Source organism: Mongoliitalea lutea, from assembly GCF_014652135.1.
Lineage (GTDB): Bacteria > Bacteroidota > Bacteroidia > Cytophagales > Cyclobacteriaceae > Mongoliitalea > Mongoliitalea lutea.
Window position 1 is genome coordinate 1 of the sequence record NZ_BMYF01000012.1, and the last position, 21,695, is coordinate 21,695.

Here is a 21,695-nt window from a genome sequence, read left to right on the forward strand (position 1 = left end):
CCAATAGACACATTCCCACAGTTTTTGATTCAGCTCGAGATAGGAGGAATAACTAACTTTAACAAGTAATTACTATCAGAATCGAATCCCTAAGCTTTGCGAAGAAATTTTCGCTCTCAAAAATTATCAAGACTACTTGGCAAAAAATCTGCGAAATCTGTGGATTAAAAGAAAAGGAGGAAGGCAGAAGGAGATATAATTAGGAATTGAGAATGTAGAATGACTTTGCGCCCTGGTGTCTTTGCGTGAACTAAAACCGAATTTCCAATGATCAAACATTCGTGTTCATTCGTGCCATTCGTGGACTCCCTCAAATATTTTTAGCGGATTCTACGCATTCTGCAAACCATTACCGATTTTTTGGTTTATTTTTGAACTAGTATTTCACCTTTTTACAGATTTTATCTTGAAACGAATCGTAAATGTAGGCTTGGTTCAAAACTCTTGCAGTGCTGACCTCGCATCCAACTTCCAAAAAGCAGCACAAGGCATCCGTGAAGCCGCAGCCAAAGGCGCACAGATAATTTGCTTACAAGAACTCTTTGGTTCCCTTTACTTCTGCGATGTAGAAGACCATGAAAACTTTAAGCTTGCCGAAAAAATACCCGGACAGTCCACCGAACAATTCAGCAAACTTGCCAAAGAACTCGGAGTAGTCATCATTGCCTCCTTGTTTGAAAAGCGGGCCGAAGGCTTGTACCACAACACCACTGCGGTATTGGATGCCGACGGAAGCTATCTCGGCAAATACAGAAAGATGCATATCCCAGACGACCCGGGCTACTATGAGAAGTTCTACTTCACCCCAGGAGATTTGGGATATAAAGTTTTCCAAACAAAATTTGCCACGATTGGCGTATTGATCTGCTGGGATCAGTGGTATCCCGAAGCTGCTCGCATCACTTCGCTGATGGGGGCTGAACTCTTATTCTACCCAACTGCCATTGGTTGGCACAAAGACCAAGATGAGATCACGAATCGTGAACAGTACCATGCCTGGCAAACCGTTCAAAAATCCCATGCTGTAGCCAATGGTGTACCAGTAATTGCTGTCAACCGCGTAGGAGTGGAAGGAGATATGAAGTTTTGGGGAGGGTCCTTCGTGACAAATGCCTTTGGGTGGGTGACCTATCAAGCGGATCACGAACAGGAGTTGGTACATGTAGAAGCAATTGACATGGCTCAGTCGGACAGATACCGAACCCATTGGCCATTCTTGAGAGATCGCCGCATCGAAACCTACTCCCCGATCTTAAAGCGATTCATCGATGAAGATTGATACAGGCAAAAGCCCCAAAGCGTTAGGCTATCGCTTTCCGGCAGAATTTGAGCCCCATGCAGCAACTTGGTTGAGTTGGCCACATAAAGAAGCCTCTTGGCCAGGTAAAATTGACAGCATCTTTCCTGCTTATGCCAAATTTATCCAATTGCTAAGCGAAGGAGAAGAGGTCCATATCAATGTTGCCAATCCCTCCATGGAAGCCTTTGCCAGAAAGCATATAGAAGCGGCAGGAGCAACTATGGATCAGGTATGTTTCCATTACTTTCCTACCAACGATGCTTGGTGCAGAGACCATGGACCTGCTTTTTTGGTCAATGATCAAGCCGAGCAGCGCAAGGCCTTGGTCAAATGGAATTACAATGCTTGGGGAGGAAAATACCCGCCCTTTGACTTGGACAATGAAATCCCTTACCATATTGCACGGTACAGAAACATCCCCACATTTAGTCCGGGCATCATCATGGAAGGTGGTTCGATTGAAGTCAATGGCAAAGGCACGCTGATGACCACAGAAGCCTGCCTGCTCAACCCCAACAGAAACCCACATCTCTCCAAACCCGAGATTGAAGTTTTTTTGAAAGAATATTACGGAGTAGACCACATTTTATGGCTGAAAGACGGAATCGTTGGTGATGATACGGATGGGCACATCGATGACCTGACCCGTTTTGTCAATGAAGACACCGTTGTAACAGTAGTGGAGGAGGATAAGGCCGATGAAAACTACGAGGTGCTCAAAGAAAATGTGGAATTGCTGGAACAGATGACCTTAGAAAGCGGAAAATCCCTCAACATCGTCGAGCTCCCCATGCCAAAGGCAGTCATCTTTGAAGATATGCGCTTGCCAGCTTCCTATGCCAATTTCTACATAGCCAACACATCCGTCATCGTCCCCACCTTTCGAGACAGCAACGACGACAAAGCCCTATCCATACTCCAATCCTGCTTCCCTGATCGGAAAGTCGTAGGTGTAGATTCTTGGGATTTGATCTGGGGATTGGGAAGCTTCCATTGTCTAAGTCAGCAAGAACCTGCTTGAGAAGCGAGATTTTAGACTTGCCTGCTGCAATCAGGAGCGAGAAACGAGACTGCTTTGATAGAAAGATTCTGAGGGATAGCGTGTGATATATGCTTACGCGATGTAACTTGATATATGCCTAGCGGCGATATAAGAGGGGATTGTAAAAAAGAAAATAGTCCTTAAAAAAGTATCAAGTGTTTTTAGAAAGAGTCATATTAACCCAGATGAGGTGGGTGCAAGCAACGCGGATTATGGACGGATTTTTTTTATAAACAAAACGCACTCGTTGCGAACGTAGCGACAAATCGTGGCGCTCGTTGCGAGAAATAGGCCCTGTACAGAATAGTAAAGAAGGCATTTGTGAAAATCCTCAAGCCTTGCGTCAAATTAAAAACCATGCTATTGAGCATAATCTCATGGGCTACCAAAGCAAAAACCTTTTGTGTAAATCTGAGCAATCTGTGGACATTTTAGATTTGATTTCGGTCAATATTTTCATTGCGGCCGTGGCGACCATTCGTTGCGCCCGTTGCGTGAAACCAACATGTCGAATGATGTAGAGAAGGGATGGGAACGCAGATCAAACGGGTGCTGACATCGCGGATTATGGACGGACATTTTTAAAAAAACCTCAAAACTTTGCGCCCTGGCGTCTTTGCGTGAACTAAAACCGAATTTCCAATAATCAAACATTCGTGTCCATTCGTACCATTCGTGGACAGTTTCAAAAATATTCTACGACTTCAACGCTTTCTGCGAGCAGTCTTTTGCTAGTGATACCATTGGATCAGAAAATAATATTTTCAACGTTCTAAGAAAATCCATGAATAAAAAATAGTATCTTCCTTACAAATTTGACGATCATGGCAAAAGAACAACATGCGAAAAAGGCTGAAAAGAAAAAGCCCGAAAAAAATCTGAAAGAGAAAAGGGCAGATAAAAAGGCAAAGCAAGAAGAAAAGAAGAGGAGAGACTAAATTATTCCTTTTCAATCAATTAGGATAACTAGCGGCAATTAGCCGCTTTTTTTGTGCCCATTCCTGCCATTCGTAGACCCTTTCAAAAATTTTCTGCGAATTCCGTGCTTTCCGTGAGCCAATTTTGTTAGATTTAATTGTTCACAATTCAAGATGCCCTTTTATGTCACTCCTTCAACAAGAACTCGGCTTCCGTTTTTATGTAGCTTCCCGATTGTTTTCACAACAGTATAGAGACCTATTAGACAGCTTAGGCCTAACTTATCCACAATACTTGGTCATGCTTTGTTTGTGGGAAAAGGATGGCTTGATAGTTTCACAGATTGGAAAACAGCTTTCCTTGGATTCAGGCACCTTGACCCCCTTACTCAAACGCCTAGAAGCCATGAACTTGGTCAGAAGAGTTCGTTCCGAATCCGATGAGCGCCGAGTAGAAATCCAACTCACCTATCCTGGCAAAAGCCTCCAATCCAAAGCCATCCCCATTTCCCAATCAATGGAACAAACCCTCAGCGGATGGAAAGAAAAAGACCGAGAGAAATTGGTAGAATTGATGGACAGACTTATTGGGGAGTTGGGGAGGGAGTAGAAATTAGTATATTCTTTTGGAGGGGATGACTCCCCGCACGCCACCGAAAGGGTCCTCCACATCGTCTTGATAGCGAGGAATCAAATGCATATGCACATGCCCAACAGATTGCCCAGCAACTTTTCCCACATTGACACCAATATTAAAGCCCATTGGATGAAATTTAGTGTCAATCTCCTTTTTCACTTCATTCAGCAGAAACGTCATAGCTGTTTGCTCTCGTAAGCTTAAATCAAAATAGTTGTCCACATGCCTTTTGGGAATTATCAATGCATGACCAGGGTTAACAGGATATTTGTCATAAATAGCATACGCAGAAGCAGTCTCAGCAATTAATTCCATTTCTTTGGTTGGACAGCAAAAAATACAATCCAAACCTGTGGAATGAGCAAGTTGATTGATCGGCGTATACTCATAAATCTCACAACTGTCATTTATAAAAATAGAAGCAAAAGGAAGGATAACATTGCATTGAAAGGTTGGTTTTTGGTGGATTTTATGTGTTCGAAACCCTTGATAGGTCAAATCCCTTCTAACTGCAAAATATGCTTTTCCTGTAGGCAGAAGTAATTTTGAGATTTCAATTAAAACTCGTGTTTGGTCTTCCTGTTGGAGCACATTTAAGACATATAAACAGATAATAGTGTCAAACTTCCCTTGTGGATACGAAGGCATGTAATGTTTATCATACCCTTCAATTTGATAGCCTTTGGATTGCATTACTTCCACATCTTTTCCAAACCCACAACCAAAATCCAATATTTTCCCCTTCAATAAACCTCTTTCCTCAAGAAATCTGGCAGGAAACGAGATTTTGTCTCGCTCTTTGGCTGTTAGGTGTGAGAATTCATTTTTCATGGTTTGGATAAATATTGAAAGCCGCTATTATGAGCCATAATTATCAAAGGATGGAAAACATCCTTAAATCTTTTCTCTTCAAAGACATTTGGTAGATCTTCTATTCCATCAAGGTTTTTAAATAGGTACAAATAATCAAAAAGATAATTGGAACTTGGTTTTTTACTTAATACGATTTCAACCGCTTCCTTTTGTATTCTATAAAATCCATCAAAATAGTCGTCTAAACTCGGCAGTTTATTGCTTTTATGAGAATTAAACCGAGGATCAGCGGGAACAAGGTTCCACATTAAGTCATGGCAGACATAGCTATAAGGGATAAAATGCTCGACTGCATAATTTGATTTGTTAAGCTTCTCACCAGTATATATGCAATCAATTTCTCCCAACTCATCAAACACTACATTCCAAAAATTTCTTCTTTGACCGATTAAGGCGTTTCTTACAGCTGGTTTTATGAGTTTACTTGGTATTTCAGGTATACCGGGGTTACGTTTTTGTAAAAACACAGCAAGATTCCAATAGCAAAAATCTTTCAAAAATCGAATATTTTCAATCAGATAGGCAACCCAATTTGGATTTAACTCTATTCGATCATGATACAAAGCGTATAAACATTCATTCTCAAAATTTCTTGAGCCTGCGTAAATATCTTTTTTGCTTTTATTGCTTCCAAACCACGGTGAAAGAAACCAATGAGGCACCTGATTATCAAAATGGTAAAGAGCTTTTTGAGTTTGTAAATTTTGGGATTGTGATAACTTTGATACGATGACTTCTTTATTTTCATCAATTGAAATTTTCTCAAAAGTTTTGATATTCTCAATCTCTCGATGAATCACATCCTGTTTTCCAAAAGAAACTTGAAAGTAGTTCACAGTGTACCATGGAATAGCAACCATATAAGAAAAAAGCTCTGTCTTTGAAATAACGATCCTATCTGCACTCATTGATTCAAGAATACTCAAAAACCAATAATACTTGTAGGTAGCAGATGTACTATCAAAACAAGATGCTAAAAGTTGAGTAGGAAGGTTTGAATCCTTTGGAAATTCCATAGTTCATTTTCTTTTTGTTGAAAATACTAATTGACTCCCCATTCCCCAACTCTTCAACCGATTTTAAACGTTTAAATTCCACCAAAAAATTTCACTTCCTTTGTAGCACATTCCTCCTTTCCTCCGTCTTCTCTAAAAAAACCAAAACCATGAAACAACTTGCTAGCCTACTATTCCTGCTTGTCTTCATTTTTGCAACAGCATTTCAATGTGATGCCATTGACCCGGTACTCGATGGGGAAGATCAATTGGCAAGAGACTGCTATGACAAATCGAAGGTAAATACCAATGCTGTATGTCCGGCTATTTATCAACCGGTATGCGGATGTGATGGGAAAACCTATGGAAATGCCTGCGAAGCGACAGCCAGAGGAATCCTGAAGTTTACAGAAGGGGAGTGCCAATAATAGCGTTGTGAGGACTTTGCTTTATTCTTAATTAGCGTGAACCTACTACCTTTTTTATAGGAAGGTTGATTTTTTTGCTAACGGTTAGCTTAAGGCCGTAGAAATACGCTTTTTTGTTTTGGTATTTGACTATGAATACCATACAAATGAGCTTCCTATGAAAACACGCTTCTACTTCGTCCTCATCAGCTTTTTGCTAAGCAACCTGGCTGTTGCCCAAAAAACCAACTTCACAGTCGAAGATGCCATCAATGTTCGATCAATTGGCAGCACAACCTTATCCGATGATGGGAAATTGCTGGCAGGAGTAATTACGGATGGACGATCTCGGTTTGGGGTGGATCATTTTAGGTTTCAGGACCCATCTTATATCAATGTATTCCCCGGGCAGTTTGTTATCATTGATACAGAGTCCGGGGCGATGAGCTTTCCTTACGACAACCCTTCTCGGGTAACCTCCTTTACTTGGTCTCCCAACTCACGGGAATTGGCATTTTTGGAACAAAAGGGTGAGAAACTGCACTTGATGATCTATGATACCAACCGAAAGCGTGTACGGGAAATCAAAATTGTAGGCAATCCTTTATTGGCAAATTCCACCCTGACTTGGACCGCGGATGGACAGGCCATCTTGCTTCATGCACGTGCAGTGGATTGGATGGATAGAGCGATGGAACTGTACAATGCAGCTACCAAAGGCCCCGTGGTCGTGTACGATGGGAGCAAACCTTTTCTCAATTGGGATGAAATCCGCAATACCAATGCGCTGACCCGAGTGTTGAGGGTTGAATTATCCAAAGGTGCGTCTACAGAATTGCTTCCTGAGGGAAATTATGGAGGAGTGTACCTTTCAGAAGATAATCAATACCTGATTTTCAATGAAACTTTCCCTTTGAAAACCTCCTACGTGCGCAATGAAGGAACCGAATACCAAGTATCCTACAAAAAACTGTCCAAGGCGGATTCGACTCATATTCTTTACAAACGCAACAAGCAACGGAGAAACTACAATTGGTCCGATTCCAAAGCCAAATTTGCTTGGGTAGATTCAGGATATGTATTTATTCAAAGTTTGGGAGACACAGTTATCCACAACCTGACCAAAGGAAAAGCCTATTCGGATGAAGAAAAGAAAAAAGAGGTGAAGTTTTCCATCACATCCTGGTCCCCTTCGGAAAACCAGTTGCTTTTAAGTTCGGATAAAGGCTATTGGTTGGTAGATGCCAAAGGGGAGTCCTTGGAAATGGTATATGAATTCCCCAAAGACAAAGAAAAAGCCCCGAACCTTAGTTTAGCACATTGGTCTTCAGACGAGCAAACACTCTTTTTCTCCTACAGTGAAAAAGAGCGTTGGAGGAGAGGTTTTGTTCGATTTGACGTGAATACCCGTGAAATGAAAGACATCATTGTTGATGAGCGCTTATATACGGGCATTCAGAAAGCCAAAAATTCTGATAGAATAGTCCTGAATCTGTCCGACGGAGATATGCCTTCGGATTTGGTAGCTACGGACTGGTCATTTGCAACTATGCAGCCATTGACCAACCTCAATCCATGGTTATCAGAAAAGAAAATGACTCGCTCTGAATTGATCAGTTACCGCAATGTAGATGGAAAAGAATTGCAAGGAATTCTCTACTATCCGGTGGATTACGAAGAAGGGAAAAAGTATCCTCTGGTATGTGAAGTGTACGAAAGCTTCTTTGCCAACGGCTATAACCGTAACATGAACCTCTTTGCCAATCAGGGCTATTTTGCATTGCGTCCTTCGGTGGATTTGGAAATGGGCTATCCTGGAGAAGCATGGGTCAAAGGCATTACAGCGGCTATCAACAAATTGGTCGATGAAGGGAAGGTTGACAATGATAAAGTTGGGGTACAGGGAGGAAGTTATGGTGGCTATGCAACCTCTCTCTTAATCACCCAAACTGACCGCTTTGCAGCAGCTATCAACATCTCTGGAAAAGTTAATATCATCAGTTTCTTAGGCGACAGCCCAAAAATCGGTACGAGAAACTATACCGCCGCAGAGTATGGACAAGACCGCATTGGTGGAACACTTTGGGATGAACCTTTAAAATACTTAGCGACCACGGCCGTGCTTTATGCCGACCGCATCGAAACTCCGCACCTCATCTTAACAGGCGAAGGTGACTGGAATGTCCCGGGCACCAATTCCCGTGAACTCTTCTATGCCATGCGCAGACTCGGCAAAGACGTCACCTGGGTGAATTACCTCAACGGTGGACACGGCGCTGGTGCAGCAAGCAATGAAAGTGACTTCTACGATCATTGGAATCGGGTGTTTGAGTTTTACGAGAAGCATTTTAATAAGGAAAAGGATATTGATTGATACTTGGATAATGGGATATTGGAGGGGAGTGCCAAAAAAAACCTTGCGCTCGTTGCGATAATCGTAGCGGACGTGGCGTGAACTAGTATTTTGAAATAAAGTGGAAATAAGGTTGATATAAATTGAAATATTGGTGAAGGGGGTGTACTCCCAATTTGCGTCAGCAAAACGTCTGTGGATATCTGTGTTCATCTGTGGTTTTAATGGATAGTGGTGGATAATGGGATATTGGAGGGGAGTTCCAAAAAAAACCTTGCGCTCGTTGCGATAATCGTAGCGGACGTGGCGTGAACTAGTATTTTGAAATATTGGTGAAGGGGTTGTACTTCCGATTTTGTGTTAAGCCAATGTTACGGGTGAAACTTTTTATTGGTTTTTATGTTAACAAATTGTTAACTTTATATCACCTCAATATTAACACGGGAAACAAACAAGGCTTTGAGAACTGCATGCATCATATGGATCGCATTCGTACTGATTGGATTTCAAGTCCAAGCACAGGATTCCTCTGATGTCAAAGTGCTCCCCATCTTCCAAAGCAAACTCGAACGACAACTCATCACCCAATTTGAGTCTCAGCCATTTTTCCTTTTACAATCATTGGACCCGGGCACCAACATTTACCATGACAATTGGGAAAATTTGGTGCTTCAGCTGGATAAACTCGCTGAAAAAAAGAAATCAAATGTTCAATTGCTGTCGGACATTTTCTTTTATACCCATAACCGCATTCTCAAAAACTACACAACCTTTGCCTCCTTTGCCGGTACACTCAGCACAGGAAATTATGATTGTGTAACGGGAACTGCTGTTATGGGCCTGCTTTTGGATCGCTATGACCTGGACTATCAGATCATCGAACTGGAAGGGCATGTTTACATTCGAGGATTTGTGGAAAATATTCCATTTATCATCGAAAGCACCCAACCTGTCAATGGGCTACTCGTCGGAGAGCGAAAAGTCAGAAATTTTGAAAAGAAAATCAGTGAAGAAAACACTGAACCTTTGTTTGAGCCTCTCAACGAACGCATAGGTTACCGTACCCATGCTAGGAAGCAACTAAAAATCGCAGAAATCGGCCTGAAAGAACTGGCCGGGTTGCAATATTACAATGATGCTGTAAGAAAATTTGAAATGGGCTCTTTTGATGAGGCTTATGTACAGCTAATCAAAGGGGAACTCTTATACCCAGCCCCTAGAATTACACAGTTCAAAGGACTGATGGAAAAAATGATTCTTGGGGATTAATAGGTTGTATGACCTCATGCAGTTCTGAGGATCTTCTCCATTTTTCTTCCTTTCGCCAATTCATCCACTAACTTATCCAAATACCGTACTTGCTGCGTCAATGGATTAGTAATTTCCTCCACTCGATACCCACATATCACACCTGTGATCAAATGTGCATGGGGATTGAGTTGGCAGTTCTCAAAGAATTCCTGAAATGTCACCTTCTTTTCCAACAATTCCTGTAATTGAGCTTCATTGTACCCTGTAAGCCATTCTATTACCTGTATCAGCTCCCCTTGGGTTCTGCCTTTTTTTTCCACTTTGGTGATGTAATGAGGAAAAACAGAGGCGACCGTCATTTGGGCCATGCGTTCATCGTGTTTGCTCGTGTCGGTCATCGGTTTAATACTTATTGTTTCTTGTAATGGTCATGCAATCCAATTCCTAATTTGATTTGATCAGCCAATTTGGTAATTCTTGATTTTCGGGTTTGGGATTGTTTCGCTTGAGAAAAATGGATGATGTAAGCACGCTGCCGACCAAGCGTAAGTTTGAAAAAAGCACGCTCCAAGGTCTCGTCTTCTGCAAATGCATCTAATAACTCTTCGGGAATAGGTTCGGGTACTTTCTCAAAAACGATTTTTTCCCCAGAATCCTCGATCCCTATGGCTTCCTGAATGTAATCCTTGATCAGTTCTTTTTGCTCCCAAACTTCCTCCACCTCGGTAAACTTCCAGGACCTACCTGCCTGTCCTGCTTTTTCCAATACCTGATGCTTATCTTCCAGCAAAGACCCCTTGAAAAAACTCAACGCTGCATAAGACTTGAAAGCAGCCACAATCACCACATTTTTGCCATTTCTGGTATAACAAGGCACTCCCCATTTGACTTCTTCCACCAATCCAGACTCCAAAAGCAACTGTCGTAATTCCTCCAACACAGCCCTCCAAGGAATGACTTTGCAGCGCTCAGTTGCACCATATGGACAGCGCATACAGCCTTGAATCAGGTAAGTATCTACTTCGGGATTGATAATTGTAGGTTGATCCATTTGATTGCTTGGGACTAATGACCAAATGATATTTTTGATTCGGATAAATAGAGATGGAAATTAAGAAGATTATTCTAAAAAATTGGGTTTCCACAAGTACTTTTTAAGAGGATTTACAAGGATGGTTTGGCGAAAGCGATTGGAAATCCTTAGTTTTGAACAAGAAGACTATACGTATGAAAAAAATTTTACTATTCAGTTTAGTGGTATTTCTGTTTGCCGCATGTGGGGGCAGTAATCCTACCGCAGACAAAATCTTCATCAATGGCATCGTGTATACGGTGGATGAAAGCAATCCTCAAGTAGAAGCCGTAGCCATCAAAGATGGACTCATCATTGCTGTAGGCACAACAGAAGAAATCATGGCATTTGCCGGCAAATACACCGAAACTATTGACCTAGAAGGCATGACGATGACTCCCGGGTTTATCGAGTCTCATGCACATATCATGGGTATTGGCTACAACAAGCTTGATATTGACTTGATGTATGTCAAAACCTTTGATGAGCTAGTCGAAAAAGTAGCCGAAGCTGCGAGCACTGCCGAACCGGGAGAGTGGATTACTGGCAGAGGATGGCACCAAGATAAATGGATAGAAATGCCTGCAAATACTATCAAAGGCTTTCAAACTCATGATGCCCTCAGTGCCATCACTCCAAATAATCCTGTATACCTAGCTCATGCATCCGGACATGCTTCTTTTGTGAACCAAAAAGCTATGGAATTGGCTGGCATTACTCCTTTGGGAGGTGAAAAACCACAGCAGGAGGTTGAGGGCGGTGAAATCATACGCGATGAATTGGGAAATCCTACCGGAGTATTGGTGGAAAGAGCTTCTTATTTGGTCAGCAAAATGATCCCACAGGATACCCCTGAGCGAGCTGAAAAAGCCATGGAATTGGCTTTGCAAGAATTAGCAGAAAAGGGAATTACCTCCTTCCATGATGCAGGGAGCGGACAAGATGTAATTGATTTATTGGAAAAATTCAAAGCAGAAGGCAGGTTGACTTCCCGTATGTACGTGATGTTGACAAGCCGTCAACCCGAGTTATTGGAAGCTTGGTACAAAAAGGGTCCCCACATTGACCCTGACCACATGGTGACCGTTCGCTCGATTAAGTTGAATATGGATGGAGCTTTGGGTCCTTGGGGTGCATGGTTGTTGGAAGATTATGAAGACAAACCGGGCCATAGAGGTCATGAGACTATGCCGATTGATTTAGTATCACAAGTTTCAGAAAAAGGCCTGGAGCTAGGCTTTCAAGTTTGTTCCCATGCCATCGGAGACCGTACCAATCGGGAGGTATTGGATAGATACGAAGCTGCTTTTGCCAAATTCCCTGGTGTAACGGACCACCGATTTAGAATAGAACATGCGCAACACTTACATCCGGACGATATTGATCGCTTTGGAAACTTGGGTGTGATTGCTGCTATCCAGGCAATCCATTTGAGTTCAGATAGACCTTGGGCGATTGGCCGGTTAGGTGCTAAGCGCATCAAAGATGGTGCATATGTATGGCAAAAACTGTTGCAATCAGGTGCAGTCATTTCCAATGGAACAGATGCTCCTGTAGAGCCTTTGGATCCAATCCCTTCTTTCTATGCCTCTGTGACTAGAAAAACCCTGAAAATGACACCCGAGGGTGGCTACGAACCCGATCAAAAAATGACCCGTGAGCAGGCGTTGAAATCCTATACCTTAGATGGTGCGTACGCAGAGTTCGAAGAAAACTTCAAGGGCTCGATCCAAGTGGGGAAGGCAGCCGACTTTACGGTCTTTAACCAAAACTTGATGCAGGTGCCTGAAAATCAGTTATTGGACACTCAAGTGACGATGACTGTAGTGGGAGGGAAGGTTGTGTTTAGGAAATAGTCTTTTGTTGTACCATGTACTAAGTACCAAGTAGGAAGTGGGGTAATGTAAAAGAGGCAGGTTTTGAAAACCTGCCTCGTCTTTTTGCGATCAATTAAATTTGCTATATTAGTAATCAATTGTAGTGTTAAAGCTGTTAGAAAAAGGAATAGAAATTAAACCTATTGTTGTATGCCAACGATTGAAAAGATAAAAAGTGATTTAATTGGTAAAATTAGCTTGATTGAGGATAAGGATTTTCTTCAAGCGATAGATGTTCTAATATCTTCTAACACAGCTCAAACACCATTTCAAAAGCTAAGTCTTGAACAAAAAGTAATGATGGAAATGAGTGAGGCGGATATCAATGAAGGTCGCTTGATATCGCAAGAAGCACTTGAAAAAAGAAATTTAGAGTGGCTCGAAGGGAAGTAATATGGACCAAAACAGCTGATTTACAGTTGTTAGGAACTTTGGAATACTGGGTAAATAGAAATAAATCTACTACTTATTCCAAAAAACTTTTAAAGATGGTGCTGCAAAAAACACAACAAATTGCCAAAACCCCAGAAATGTTTCAATACGCTGATTTTCCGGAGACTCGTATGGCTATTCTAGAAAATTTTAAGATTTTGTTTAAAACAAAGGAAAATTCCATCATTATCACAGCATTTTGGGACACTAGGCAAGACCCAAAAAAACTATTAGAAATTCTTCAGAGCTTGGATAAGAATAAAAATTAATGTTTTCAAATTTAGTAAACTAAAAGCAATTTATAGTTTAAAATTCTATATCATGACCAATGGCATGGTATTTATCCTATAGTTAAAAAGACTTTCAGATTTCCCTGAAAGTCTTTTTTGCTAGTATACATAAACTATTAGCCTATTTCAAAACATGGAAAGCCAATACTTTTTGGACTTCGTAGACATTCACGGACTTGTTAAATTGCTTGACGATGCTGGGGTGGGTCTCTGATGAAATCCAAATCTTTAACTCTGCATCCAAATCAAAGGTGCCGGCAGTCTCCACGCTAAACCTGCTGATGGATTTGTATAGAATGGACTTATATTCGGTTTTGCTTCCTGTGATACCCTGTATATCTATCAGGATTAAACGCTTGTTGGTGAAGATAAACGTATCCCGAAGGAGTTTAAACCCAAGATCGATGGTCTCTCCTTCAATCAGTAATTTGCCAAATTTTTTGTTTAATTCTTCAGGACCAACCATGCCTGCATTGCCCAAGAGTGCTGAAAATAATCCCATAGTTTCCCTTTTTTTCTAAAGTTCATACAAAATTCGATGAGGTCAAAACTCCTCTATTGAATCATCATTGAAACGCCGAATCCAATCAGGGGTTGCAATAATCACAATACATGGGATCCTCAAAATCTTTACTATCGGGATTAGGTTTTTCCTCTTGGTATTGGCAATGCTTACAGGTATAAATTTGAGCTAATACCGAGCGTGTGGGTCTTCCGCAAAGACTGCAAGGGAGCCCACGAATGTAATCTGAAACGCTAAATCCAGGAGTCTGGCATTGTGGGCAAGTGGAATGAATCAAAGAAAGCATTTTTTCAGCGGCAGCTGCAATCACCTGCATCCGGCTTGGGTTATGCATTGCCCGCATATCTGTTTCGATATAGACGGATGGATGCTGAGATTTCAAGGATTCAAATACCTCAATTAATTGAGCTTCTTCATGAATTCCTTTGACCATGCCATGGAAGTTGTCTTTGGCTGGACGAAGGATGAGTGCATGGGAAGGAAATTGGGCATGCTTGGTAAAGGCTACTAATTCCTCCACAGTGGTAATCTCTCGCGCATCAAAATTGGTAGCTGTACTGAGTTCACGCACGACAAGCTCAAGCTTATTTTTAGAATCAATCAATACCAACAATTCTTCATCTGCTGGAACAAAAAATAGTGTAGGGTGAGGACCAAAGGAACCTTCATTGGCAATGGCCAAGTCGCATCCTGATTGCCACATTCCTTCCAAACACTTCTGTTTAGCCGCACTCATTGGATCCAAGGTGCGATCAACTTCTCCAGAAAAAGTACCCAGTTGGTCAGTATCAAAACTATTGTCAAGTACACACCTAACACCCAAAGCCTTTTCAAACACAGAAGCAATGACCTGTTCTTTGCCGTGTTTGGTTACGATGAGTAGCTTTCTTCCTTCAAACATAAACGTGGATAAGCACTAGAAATGAAATTTGGAATAGTCGAGGCGTATAGTATTCCCAAACTTCTTCAAAGTTGTCAAAAATCTAAATGAAATAGCAATTCTTAGCTAAACTTTGGAAAAGTTCTTCTAATCTTAACCACTAGAAGAAAAATGGCATCAGCCTACTCATCCAGATCACTCCCTCTCAATTGCTGTTTGATCAGTAGCTTGACGTAATGCCTGTTTCTACGCTCCTTCTTGGCATCTGCACGCTTATGATTGCGTTTATCTTTGACTATATTATCCAAATCATTGAGGTCCTCCATTTCTTGGATATCGTTGATGGATGTTCTCTTAGGCATAGCGAGTACTTTTTCTAATAACTTCAGTCGGATTAGAAATGTTGAAATTAGTAGCCTATGTTATGTAAATGCTTAATCTGGTTCTTGATAAAATATGTGTTTTCGAACGACTCCACGATCACTCTTCAATCTTTCATAAACTTTGTCAAAGATCTTGTTTATTTCGAGATAAAATTGATACGAGGTATTTCGATTAGTGCTAAATTCAATTCCACGGCGTTCAGGATCCTTCAATAGGAAGTCGTACAAGTTTTGCTCCAAATACTTTGTTTTCAAAGGCTGATTGTCGAGCAAAATCTGATCATCTTCGGTTAAAGAAACTGTAATTGTTTTGATGTCTTTAATCACATCAGAACCTAACTCACCAAACACATTCGGAATAGCTGGGGAAGAAATTTTATAAAACGCGTAAAGACTAGATATCTTTAAAAACTCCAATTCAAAATCTTCTTCTGATAAATTATCTATGATGCGTTGGGCAACAATACGAGGGGTGATCTCAGCACCAACATTCTCTGAGATAAGGGTGAAAGCTTCGTAATGTTGAATAGTAGCTTGAGAAAGTTCTTGAGGTGTTAACATTTTATAATAACACGATAGAAAAACCTCCATATCCACAGAACTCAGTAGCTGAAAAGTAGTGTCCATGGAGAAGGTTAAATCATTTTCATGGACTATTTTCTGAAAAGCAACTTTGTAAGCAGCTCCTGACTTATCAAATAACAATCCTCTTTCAATAAAATAATCTTCTAGAGCTACTAACTCCTGACGTAATTTGAGGGCTTCTTCAACGGACAAGTTTGCTTCACAAAAATCAACTCTTTCCTGCGTAAATAGTGAAGGTATCTGCTGCGCCCACAAAGTACCCGATAACAGAAATAAAAAAAACAAACTGAATTTCATATATGATACATCTGTTACAATCCAGATTTAAAGATAGCCATTTCAAGGAAATATGATCGAACAATCGGTAATTGAGTAGGGTCAATAGCCGCTACTAACCAATCGACTGTGCCAAAGGTAAATGCCAATAAATAGATTTACTTATACATGATTGCTTCTGCTGCCTGCAAACCTGTTTCTGCAGCTCCATGAACGGATTGATGATGCCCGTTAGTATTCATAGCCTCACCAGCGAAGAACAGCCTATTTTCAATCGGTACTGCTGCCAAATTTCTGGCATTGCCCATACCAACAGTACTATAAGAATAGGCGCCTCTAATAAAAGGTTGAGTACTCCAATTTTGAACATAGGCTTGAATAAAGTTGGCAGAGGCTTGACCCTGATACATGCTATCTAAGTCGACGAGTAACTCCCGCACGATCGCATCATCAGTCCCAAGGTTAGTCAGATATTCTGCTTGCTTTCCCATGACAAAAGCAAAGAGCACATGTTCTTGGGTATTTTTGGCAACACTATCATCGATGTATGCAGCACTTATCTTACCACCCAAGATGTATTGCCCATAAAATTTCTTCGAAAACTTAAGGAAAACCTTCATCCCCGCATCCATGCCAATTTTCTGAAAGGCTCCTACTTTTTCTTGTGGAAGTGGGGGATAAAATTGGATATCCCCTGATTGAAGAATTGTAATCGGTACTGTGATGATTACTTTTTGCGCATCAAAGACCTGATTGTCCTTGGTCATCACCCGAATATCTTTACCAGAATAATCAATGGAGGCGACAGGAGCATTGACTGTGATATTGTCCTTGACTTTGGAGGCAATCTCCTGATCAATAAAATCAAAAAATGTTTCCCGAAATCTATAATCCTGCTCTCCCGAAGTCCAGGTTTCAAACTCCTTGTTTGTATAATAGACCGAAAGTCTATCGGCTGCTGCTCCGTAATCCCCTGCAATCCCTTCAACAATCTGAGCGTACTTCTGGCCATATCCCTTCATGCGGGCAAATGCTGCATAGGAAACATCCGGTAATTGTTTCCCTTGAAAAATATCCAAAGACTTCGGCAATTTGGTCAACAATTGATCTTTGAACCAATACTGAGGGGACATGGCGTCTTGGACGATTTTGGTCGATGATTTTTTTATCCATTCGCCAATCAAGTTCTTTTTCCCATGCAGCCACTGTGCTCCCAAATCCAGAGAATAATCTGCAAATCCAGATAATTTAGCTAGGCGACCGCCATAGGTATCTGTTGCCTCGAGCAATTGCACATCGACCCCCTTAGCTTTCAAAATATATGCAGCATAAAGACCTGCCACCCCTGCACCAATGATTAAAACTTTCTCGTCCATGAATTCATTACGCTTGGCATGCATGGATTGTTGAGCAAAAACTTCAGGACAAAGCAACCCTGTGCCCAAAGAGACTATTCCCGTTTGAATCAAAAAATCACGTCGCTTCATGGGAGAACTTTTTATTTTAAGCTACTAAGGTATTCATCTGGACTCATCACTGGTAATTCCGAATCTTTAAAATCCTTACCATTTCTAGTAATGATTACACCAGCTCCTGAATTTAATGCACAAAAATACTGTAAGGCATCTTCAAAATCTCTAAAGTTTGAAGTTAGCGCTTTATCAATTACTTGATTTGTCAAATCTGAGGTTTCGGAAATAACCTTAAACTTTCTGATTTTTTCTTTAACAATTTCAGAGCCTTCAAATCTTGAAAGAATGTAGAAAACTGTGGAATAAGTTAAAGCTGATACAACTATACAAAGTTCTTCTTTGTCTGAAAGCGTCGCAATCTGAGCTATAGATTCATAAAACGGTTCACGTTCACCTAATAAATCAATAACTACATTGGTGTCAAGGAATAATTTGTCCATCATTTGTACTTTTCCTCTAAAAAATCAAGGTGTGCTTTTTTGTAATCATAATCCAAAGGAACCTTTACTCCAGTTCTCAGACTCTTTACAAAGGGAGAAATCTCTATTTTTTTGCTGGTATCTGAACTGCCTTCAGAAATTAATTTCATCAGATAAGATTCAATCAATCCTGACAAACTCCTGTTTTGTGAAGCGGCATACTCCTTAGCCTTCTCAATCACATGACTATCCAGTTTCAATGTTAGTTTTTTGTCCATAGCAATACCTTTACACGTACAAATATAAAAATTTTGGGCGTACAAATAAAAAAATTGATTTTTGGTATAGTAATAGCCAAATCAAACACCTTTTCTTGAACTCTTAAATTTATTAACGAAGGATGGTCGTTTGCGAGTAAAAAAGATTTCATTTTCTGATTATCGATATGATTCGGTCATCGGTCAATGACCTGTCAACCAATTTCATGAGGAGGCAAGGCTTCTGTTGACTGTGTTCGATTATCCGCAATACGCGGTATATTTTTTACTCTGGGGTAATTGCGGATAATCATATTTCACTTTTTAGGAAAAGAAGGATAAGGTACAAACTCATCCTCCTCACCTTTAATCTTTTCAAATTTCTGATCTATCCATTTTTGTCTGGCTTCAGCAATTAAGGCTTTATCGGATGCTACAAAATTCCAATCAATGAATCGTTGTTCTGGAAGTGGTTCACCTCCAAAAATGTAAATAATACTATCAGCCTGTATGGTAAACTCACAAAGGGTACTATCCTTGGTCACCAACATTTGCTTGGGTCCGTATTCATTACCATCGCTTTCCACGCCTCCATCCAAAATGTATAAACCCGACTCACCGTACAAATGCTCTCCAATTGTTACTTGCTGATGGGAAGAACTCTTAATTTCCAGCATATACAACTTGCTATATACAGGTACAGGAGACTTGCGGTCAAATGCTTCTCCTGCCACTAATCTAAATTGGATACCATCCTGTTCCCAAGCGGGTATTTCCTCCGCAGTTACATGAAAAAATTCAGGATCCATTTGCTCCAAGTGCTTGGGCAGCGCAACCCAAATCTGCAATCCATGCATCAAAAGCTCAGAATTGCGTAGGTGTTCGGGTGTTCGCTCACTGTGCACGATGCCTTTTCCTGCCGTCATCCAATTGACCGCACCGGGATTGATATCGACTTCATTTCCCAACGTATCCCGATGGGTGATGCTTCCTTCAAACAAAAAGGTGAGTGTGGATAAGCCTATATGGGGATGTGGGAGAATATCAAAATTGCTTCGCTCATTCAACTTGACCGGTCCCATATGATCAATATAGATAAATGGTCCTACCATTCGTTTTTGGCGAAAAGGAAGCAGCCTTCCCACCAGAAATTTTCCGATATCAGCTGCGCGTTCTTCTATGATTAAATCGATGTTTGACATGTCTTGGATAAGTTAGTGGTGAATAGTTCTTTATTTCAAGCGTTTGATTATAAATCCATTTTCTAATTCATTGTTTAGGTAAACTATTAAAAGGCACATTTATCTTTGACCAACAAATCTTAGCTGTAATTAAAATACATGTCCGTAAAGAAAACTTCCTTATCACCTTCCTTACCTTCCATTTGGTTGATTTGTTATAAAGGCTTGAAATGACCTTTATTTCACCAAGCAAACTGATCACCCGTGCCCAAGTTATTTTTCTCTAACCATATATAGACCATAATCCATATTGGTAAAAGACCGATCTTGATATATCAAGACCACTTCCTTGCCATTGGTAAACTCCTTTGGAATATTATAATAGTCGATCAGAACTTTGTATTGAGGCGTATCTGAAGTTATTCCATCCATTTGTCCGTCAGCTTTAAATATAAACTCACCCTTACATAGTTGGATTTTCATAAAAGCATTGCCAAACCACCACCAATAGCTCCCGTGGCCTGCTGTAGGGCTACCTATATTTGCCAATGGATTATGCCTAGACCAATTGTAGCGCTCTTTGGCAAAATAGACCACATAGATAGCTGCCTTTTGGTCATCAAAGCGGTAATACTTTTGCGAATTATCGACCATAATCCATGAGTGATGATTGCCATGAGGCATCTCTTCTTCTCCTAAGTCTTCTAAGAGTTCTCCGTCAGCATCAAAAAAAATCCATTCGCTGGCAAATTGTAATCCAACTCCGAAAAGAGCTTTCTCTTTGTTGTAAAATACCCTCGATTGTTGTGTCCAATAGTGTGGTTCATCACTTATTTTTTCTGAGAACCAAGCTTCCTCAGGATATAAAAGTATTCTGCTTTGCATACCCAAATCTTGATCGGACAATTTGATAAATTCATATCCTGCGATCTCAAAAGTGCGTGTATGATTGATTTCATTAAGATAAGGAAAGTTCCATTTTTCCCTCATCGCATTTTGAACTTTATGCTCATTCATTTGGAAAAATAGGAGGCCACCTCCTGCGAAAAATAAAACTAGTAGTGTTACGAGCATTTTTTTCATCGTTTAGGAGCTAAGAGACACTTCTTTTTTTATCAATTAAGGTTTCATTTTTGATTTGAAGCAATATCAAACCTGTCAAGTTACAACTCATCATAAGTTAAGCTTTAATTCCCACAACTCCACGACTTCTTCACCTCGCCAATGTTGATTGCGTTGAGTCTTTTGGGAGGCTTCTTTGACAGATTTTTTCAGACATCTTTCCAATTCAAAGCGCCCACCCATCAGTAATTCTTGCTCTATCGGATGCGTATCAGTAACTCCGGTGATTTGGGCTAGATTGGAGAAAATAATCAGCAAACGACCCTCAGGTAATAAGCGTTGATGAGCTCCTTCAAAAAAGTCTGGGAACAACGCTTCGTTATAATAAATCGCTTCATCAAGTTTGTTGGATTCCTTAGCCGTTGGAAGCCAAGGTGGATTGAAGACAATCAGTTCTGTTGGCTTGACCCATTTTCCGAATAAATGCCCAAAATCAAGCTCTATTTTCCTAGATAACTTCGTGTTGCCCATGAATTCGGTCAGACCAATGATTGCATTGGCATTGATATCTGTCGCAAAAACTTTCTGAAAACCATGCTGCACCATCAGCAAGGAAAGTATGCCACTGCCAACGCCTACATCGATAGCCGATTTTTTTGGACCTTGGTAACGTTTGAGCCAGTTATCAAATAACGTTACATGCTCAAACCGGGTAGGAAAATATACCCCGTAATACGGGTGAATTTTATTGCGAAGTCCTGGAATCTGAATACCGTTTTTATACCATTGCCAGGCACTATTTAAACCTTGCACTTGTGGAAAAGGCAGGAGAAATTCGCTCAATTCGGGATATAATTTAGCCAACCAGCCTATCTCAGGGGCTTTTTTTACTTGTAATTGATGTCCTTTTATGCTGAGCAAGATACGGTTGGACAGGTTTCTAAATTCCGTGCGATACGCTCGCTGTTCGAGAAATGATTGCTTAGGGTGCTTGTTTTTCAAAAATCCTGATAGCTCTTTAAGCAAATCCAAGCCATTGCTATAATATTCCTCCACCAATACCTGCTTACCAGAAACCAACGCCTGAATGGTCTCTTGAATGTCAGATTTTCTAGAAAATGATAGAATATCTCCTTCCACTTGGATGGGTTCAGGTCTATGGGCTTGTAAGAGATTTTGGGACATTTGGTAAATTTTGCGATCTTTTAGAT

Annotated in this window: 23 protein-coding genes; 9 read left to right on the forward strand and 14 right to left on the reverse strand. The window is 40.7% G+C overall.

What is annotated here, in order from left to right; genetic code table 11:
• Window positions 1-406 precede the first annotated feature (406 nt).
• From IE080_RS10560 to IE080_RS10570, 3 genes are all read left to right on the forward strand, one after another.
• On the forward strand, window positions 407-1,279 hold the full coding sequence (locus IE080_RS10560; protein ID WP_308428169.1) for a carbon-nitrogen hydrolase: 873 nt from the start codon (window positions 407-409) through the stop codon (window positions 1,277-1,279).
• Entirely contained in the window at window positions 1,269-2,321 is a 1,053-nt protein-coding gene (locus IE080_RS10565; RefSeq protein ID WP_189581876.1) for an agmatine deiminase family protein, read from the forward strand. Before IE080_RS10560 ends, IE080_RS10565 begins: the two co-directional genes overlap by 11 nt.
• 1,122 nt (window positions 2,322-3,443) lie before the next feature.
• Complete coding sequence (locus tag IE080_RS10570; protein ID WP_189581878.1) at window positions 3,444-3,869, forward strand: MarR family winged helix-turn-helix transcriptional regulator; 426 nt, start codon at window positions 3,444-3,446, stop codon at window positions 3,867-3,869.
• 3 nt (window positions 3,870-3,872) lie between these two features.
• Here the strand turns inward: IE080_RS10570 and IE080_RS10575 are convergent, their stop codons facing one another.
• Both IE080_RS10575 and IE080_RS10580 read right to left on the reverse strand, forming a co-directional pair.
• Window positions 3,873-4,727, reverse strand: coding sequence for an HIT family protein (locus IE080_RS10575; protein WP_229800583.1), 855 nt, complete (start codon window positions 4,725-4,727; stop codon window positions 3,873-3,875).
• Window positions 4,724-5,785, reverse strand: coding sequence for an HNH endonuclease domain-containing protein (locus tag IE080_RS10580; protein WP_189581881.1), 1,062 nt, complete (start codon window positions 5,783-5,785; stop codon window positions 4,724-4,726). Before IE080_RS10580 ends, IE080_RS10575 begins: the two co-directional genes overlap by 4 nt.
• A 149-nt stretch (window positions 5,786-5,934) precedes the next feature.
• Here IE080_RS10580 and IE080_RS10585 point away from each other — a divergent pair, with 149 nt between their 5' ends.
• From IE080_RS10585 to IE080_RS10595, 3 genes are all read left to right on the forward strand, one after another.
• Complete coding sequence (locus IE080_RS10585) at window positions 5,935-6,192, forward strand: Kazal-type serine protease inhibitor family protein (protein WP_189581884.1); 258 nt, start codon at window positions 5,935-5,937, stop codon at window positions 6,190-6,192.
• Window positions 6,193-6,349: 157 nt separating this feature from the next.
• Window positions 6,350-8,545 (forward strand): alpha/beta hydrolase family protein, encoded by a 2,196-nt coding sequence (locus tag IE080_RS10590; RefSeq protein WP_189581888.1) that lies wholly within the window; start codon window positions 6,350-6,352, stop codon window positions 8,543-8,545.
• A gap of 438 nt (window positions 8,546-8,983) precedes the next feature.
• Window positions 8,984-9,793, forward strand: coding sequence for a hypothetical protein (locus tag IE080_RS10595; protein WP_189581891.1), 810 nt, complete (start codon window positions 8,984-8,986; stop codon window positions 9,791-9,793).
• A 14-nt stretch (window positions 9,794-9,807) separates the two neighbouring features.
• Here the strand turns inward: IE080_RS10595 and IE080_RS10600 are convergent, their stop codons facing one another.
• Together IE080_RS10600 and IE080_RS10605 are read right to left on the reverse strand one after the other, a co-directional pair.
• The gene (locus IE080_RS10600; protein ID WP_189581894.1) at window positions 9,808-10,173 is read right to left on the reverse strand and encodes a DUF2200 domain-containing protein; all 366 of its coding nucleotides are present in this window, start codon (window positions 10,171-10,173) and stop codon (window positions 9,808-9,810) included.
• An 11-nt stretch (window positions 10,174-10,184) separates the two neighbouring features.
• Window positions 10,185-10,826 carry a YdeI/OmpD-associated family protein gene (locus IE080_RS10605; protein WP_189581897.1) on the reverse strand — a complete coding sequence of 214 codons (642 nt, stop codon included), beginning with the start codon at window positions 10,824-10,826 and terminating at the stop codon, window positions 10,185-10,187.
• A gap of 176 nt (window positions 10,827-11,002) precedes the next feature.
• On the opposite strand from IE080_RS10605, the gene IE080_RS10610 reads away from it, so the two are divergent.
• The 3 genes from IE080_RS10610 (at window position 11,003) to IE080_RS10620 (ending at window position 13,425) form a co-directional block, all read left to right on the forward strand.
• A complete protein-coding gene (locus tag IE080_RS10610) occupies window positions 11,003-12,703 on the forward strand; it encodes an amidohydrolase (protein WP_189581900.1) in 1,701 nt (566 codons plus the stop codon).
• A gap of 171 nt (window positions 12,704-12,874) precedes the next feature.
• Window positions 12,875-13,117: a hypothetical protein gene (locus IE080_RS10615; RefSeq protein ID WP_189581903.1), complete on the forward strand. Its 243-nt coding sequence runs from the start codon at window positions 12,875-12,877 to the stop codon at window positions 13,115-13,117.
• Window positions 13,118-13,143: 26 nt separating this feature from the next.
• The gene (locus IE080_RS10620; protein ID WP_229800584.1) at window positions 13,144-13,425 is read left to right on the forward strand and encodes a type II toxin-antitoxin system RelE/ParE family toxin; all 282 of its coding nucleotides are present in this window, start codon (window positions 13,144-13,146) and stop codon (window positions 13,423-13,425) included.
• A 142-nt stretch (window positions 13,426-13,567) separates the two neighbouring features.
• On the opposite strand, the gene IE080_RS10625 is transcribed toward IE080_RS10620, so the two are convergent.
• The 10 genes from IE080_RS10625 to IE080_RS10670 all read right to left on the reverse strand — a co-directional run bounded on the left by IE080_RS10625 (window position 13,568) and on the right by IE080_RS10670 (window position 21,669).
• Window positions 13,568-13,948, reverse strand: coding sequence for a PH domain-containing protein (locus IE080_RS10625; RefSeq protein WP_189581909.1), 381 nt, complete (start codon window positions 13,946-13,948; stop codon window positions 13,568-13,570).
• Window positions 13,949-14,033: 85 nt separating this feature from the next.
• A complete protein-coding gene (locus IE080_RS10630) occupies window positions 14,034-14,870 on the reverse strand; it encodes a DUF6671 family protein (protein ID WP_189581912.1) in 837 nt (278 codons plus the stop codon).
• A gap of 161 nt (window positions 14,871-15,031) precedes the next feature.
• A complete protein-coding gene (locus IE080_RS10635; protein WP_189581915.1) occupies window positions 15,032-15,211 on the reverse strand; it encodes a hypothetical protein in 180 nt (59 codons plus the stop codon).
• A gap of 72 nt (window positions 15,212-15,283) precedes the next feature.
• Window positions 15,284-16,114 (reverse strand): hypothetical protein, encoded by an 831-nt coding sequence (locus tag IE080_RS10640; protein ID WP_189581918.1) that lies wholly within the window; start codon window positions 16,112-16,114, stop codon window positions 15,284-15,286.
• Window positions 16,115-16,251: 137 nt separating this feature from the next.
• On the reverse strand, window positions 16,252-17,580 hold the full coding sequence (locus tag IE080_RS10645) for a flavin monoamine oxidase family protein (protein ID WP_189581921.1): 1,329 nt from the start codon (window positions 17,578-17,580) through the stop codon (window positions 16,252-16,254).
• Window positions 17,581-17,591: 11 nt separating this feature from the next.
• Window positions 17,592-18,005, reverse strand: coding sequence for a type II toxin-antitoxin system VapC family toxin (locus tag IE080_RS10650; RefSeq protein WP_229800585.1), 414 nt, complete (start codon window positions 18,003-18,005; stop codon window positions 17,592-17,594).
• Window positions 18,005-18,262 (reverse strand): DUF6364 family protein, encoded by a 258-nt coding sequence (locus IE080_RS10655; RefSeq protein WP_189581927.1) that lies wholly within the window; start codon window positions 18,260-18,262, stop codon window positions 18,005-18,007. Before IE080_RS10655 ends, IE080_RS10650 begins: the two co-directional genes overlap by 1 nt.
• Before the next feature lie 296 nt (window positions 18,263-18,558).
• Window positions 18,559-19,443: a pirin family protein gene (locus tag IE080_RS10660; protein WP_189581930.1), complete on the reverse strand. Its 885-nt coding sequence runs from the start codon at window positions 19,441-19,443 to the stop codon at window positions 18,559-18,561.
• Window positions 19,444-19,695: 252 nt separating this feature from the next.
• Window positions 19,696-20,505, reverse strand: a complete 810-nt coding sequence (locus IE080_RS10665) for a hypothetical protein (protein ID WP_189581933.1) — start codon at window positions 20,503-20,505, stop codon at window positions 19,696-19,698.
• Between the two features lie 90 nt (window positions 20,506-20,595).
• Complete coding sequence (locus IE080_RS10670) at window positions 20,596-21,669, reverse strand: methyltransferase (RefSeq protein WP_189581937.1); 1,074 nt, start codon at window positions 21,667-21,669, stop codon at window positions 20,596-20,598.
• Window positions 21,670-21,695: the final 26 nt, after the last annotated feature.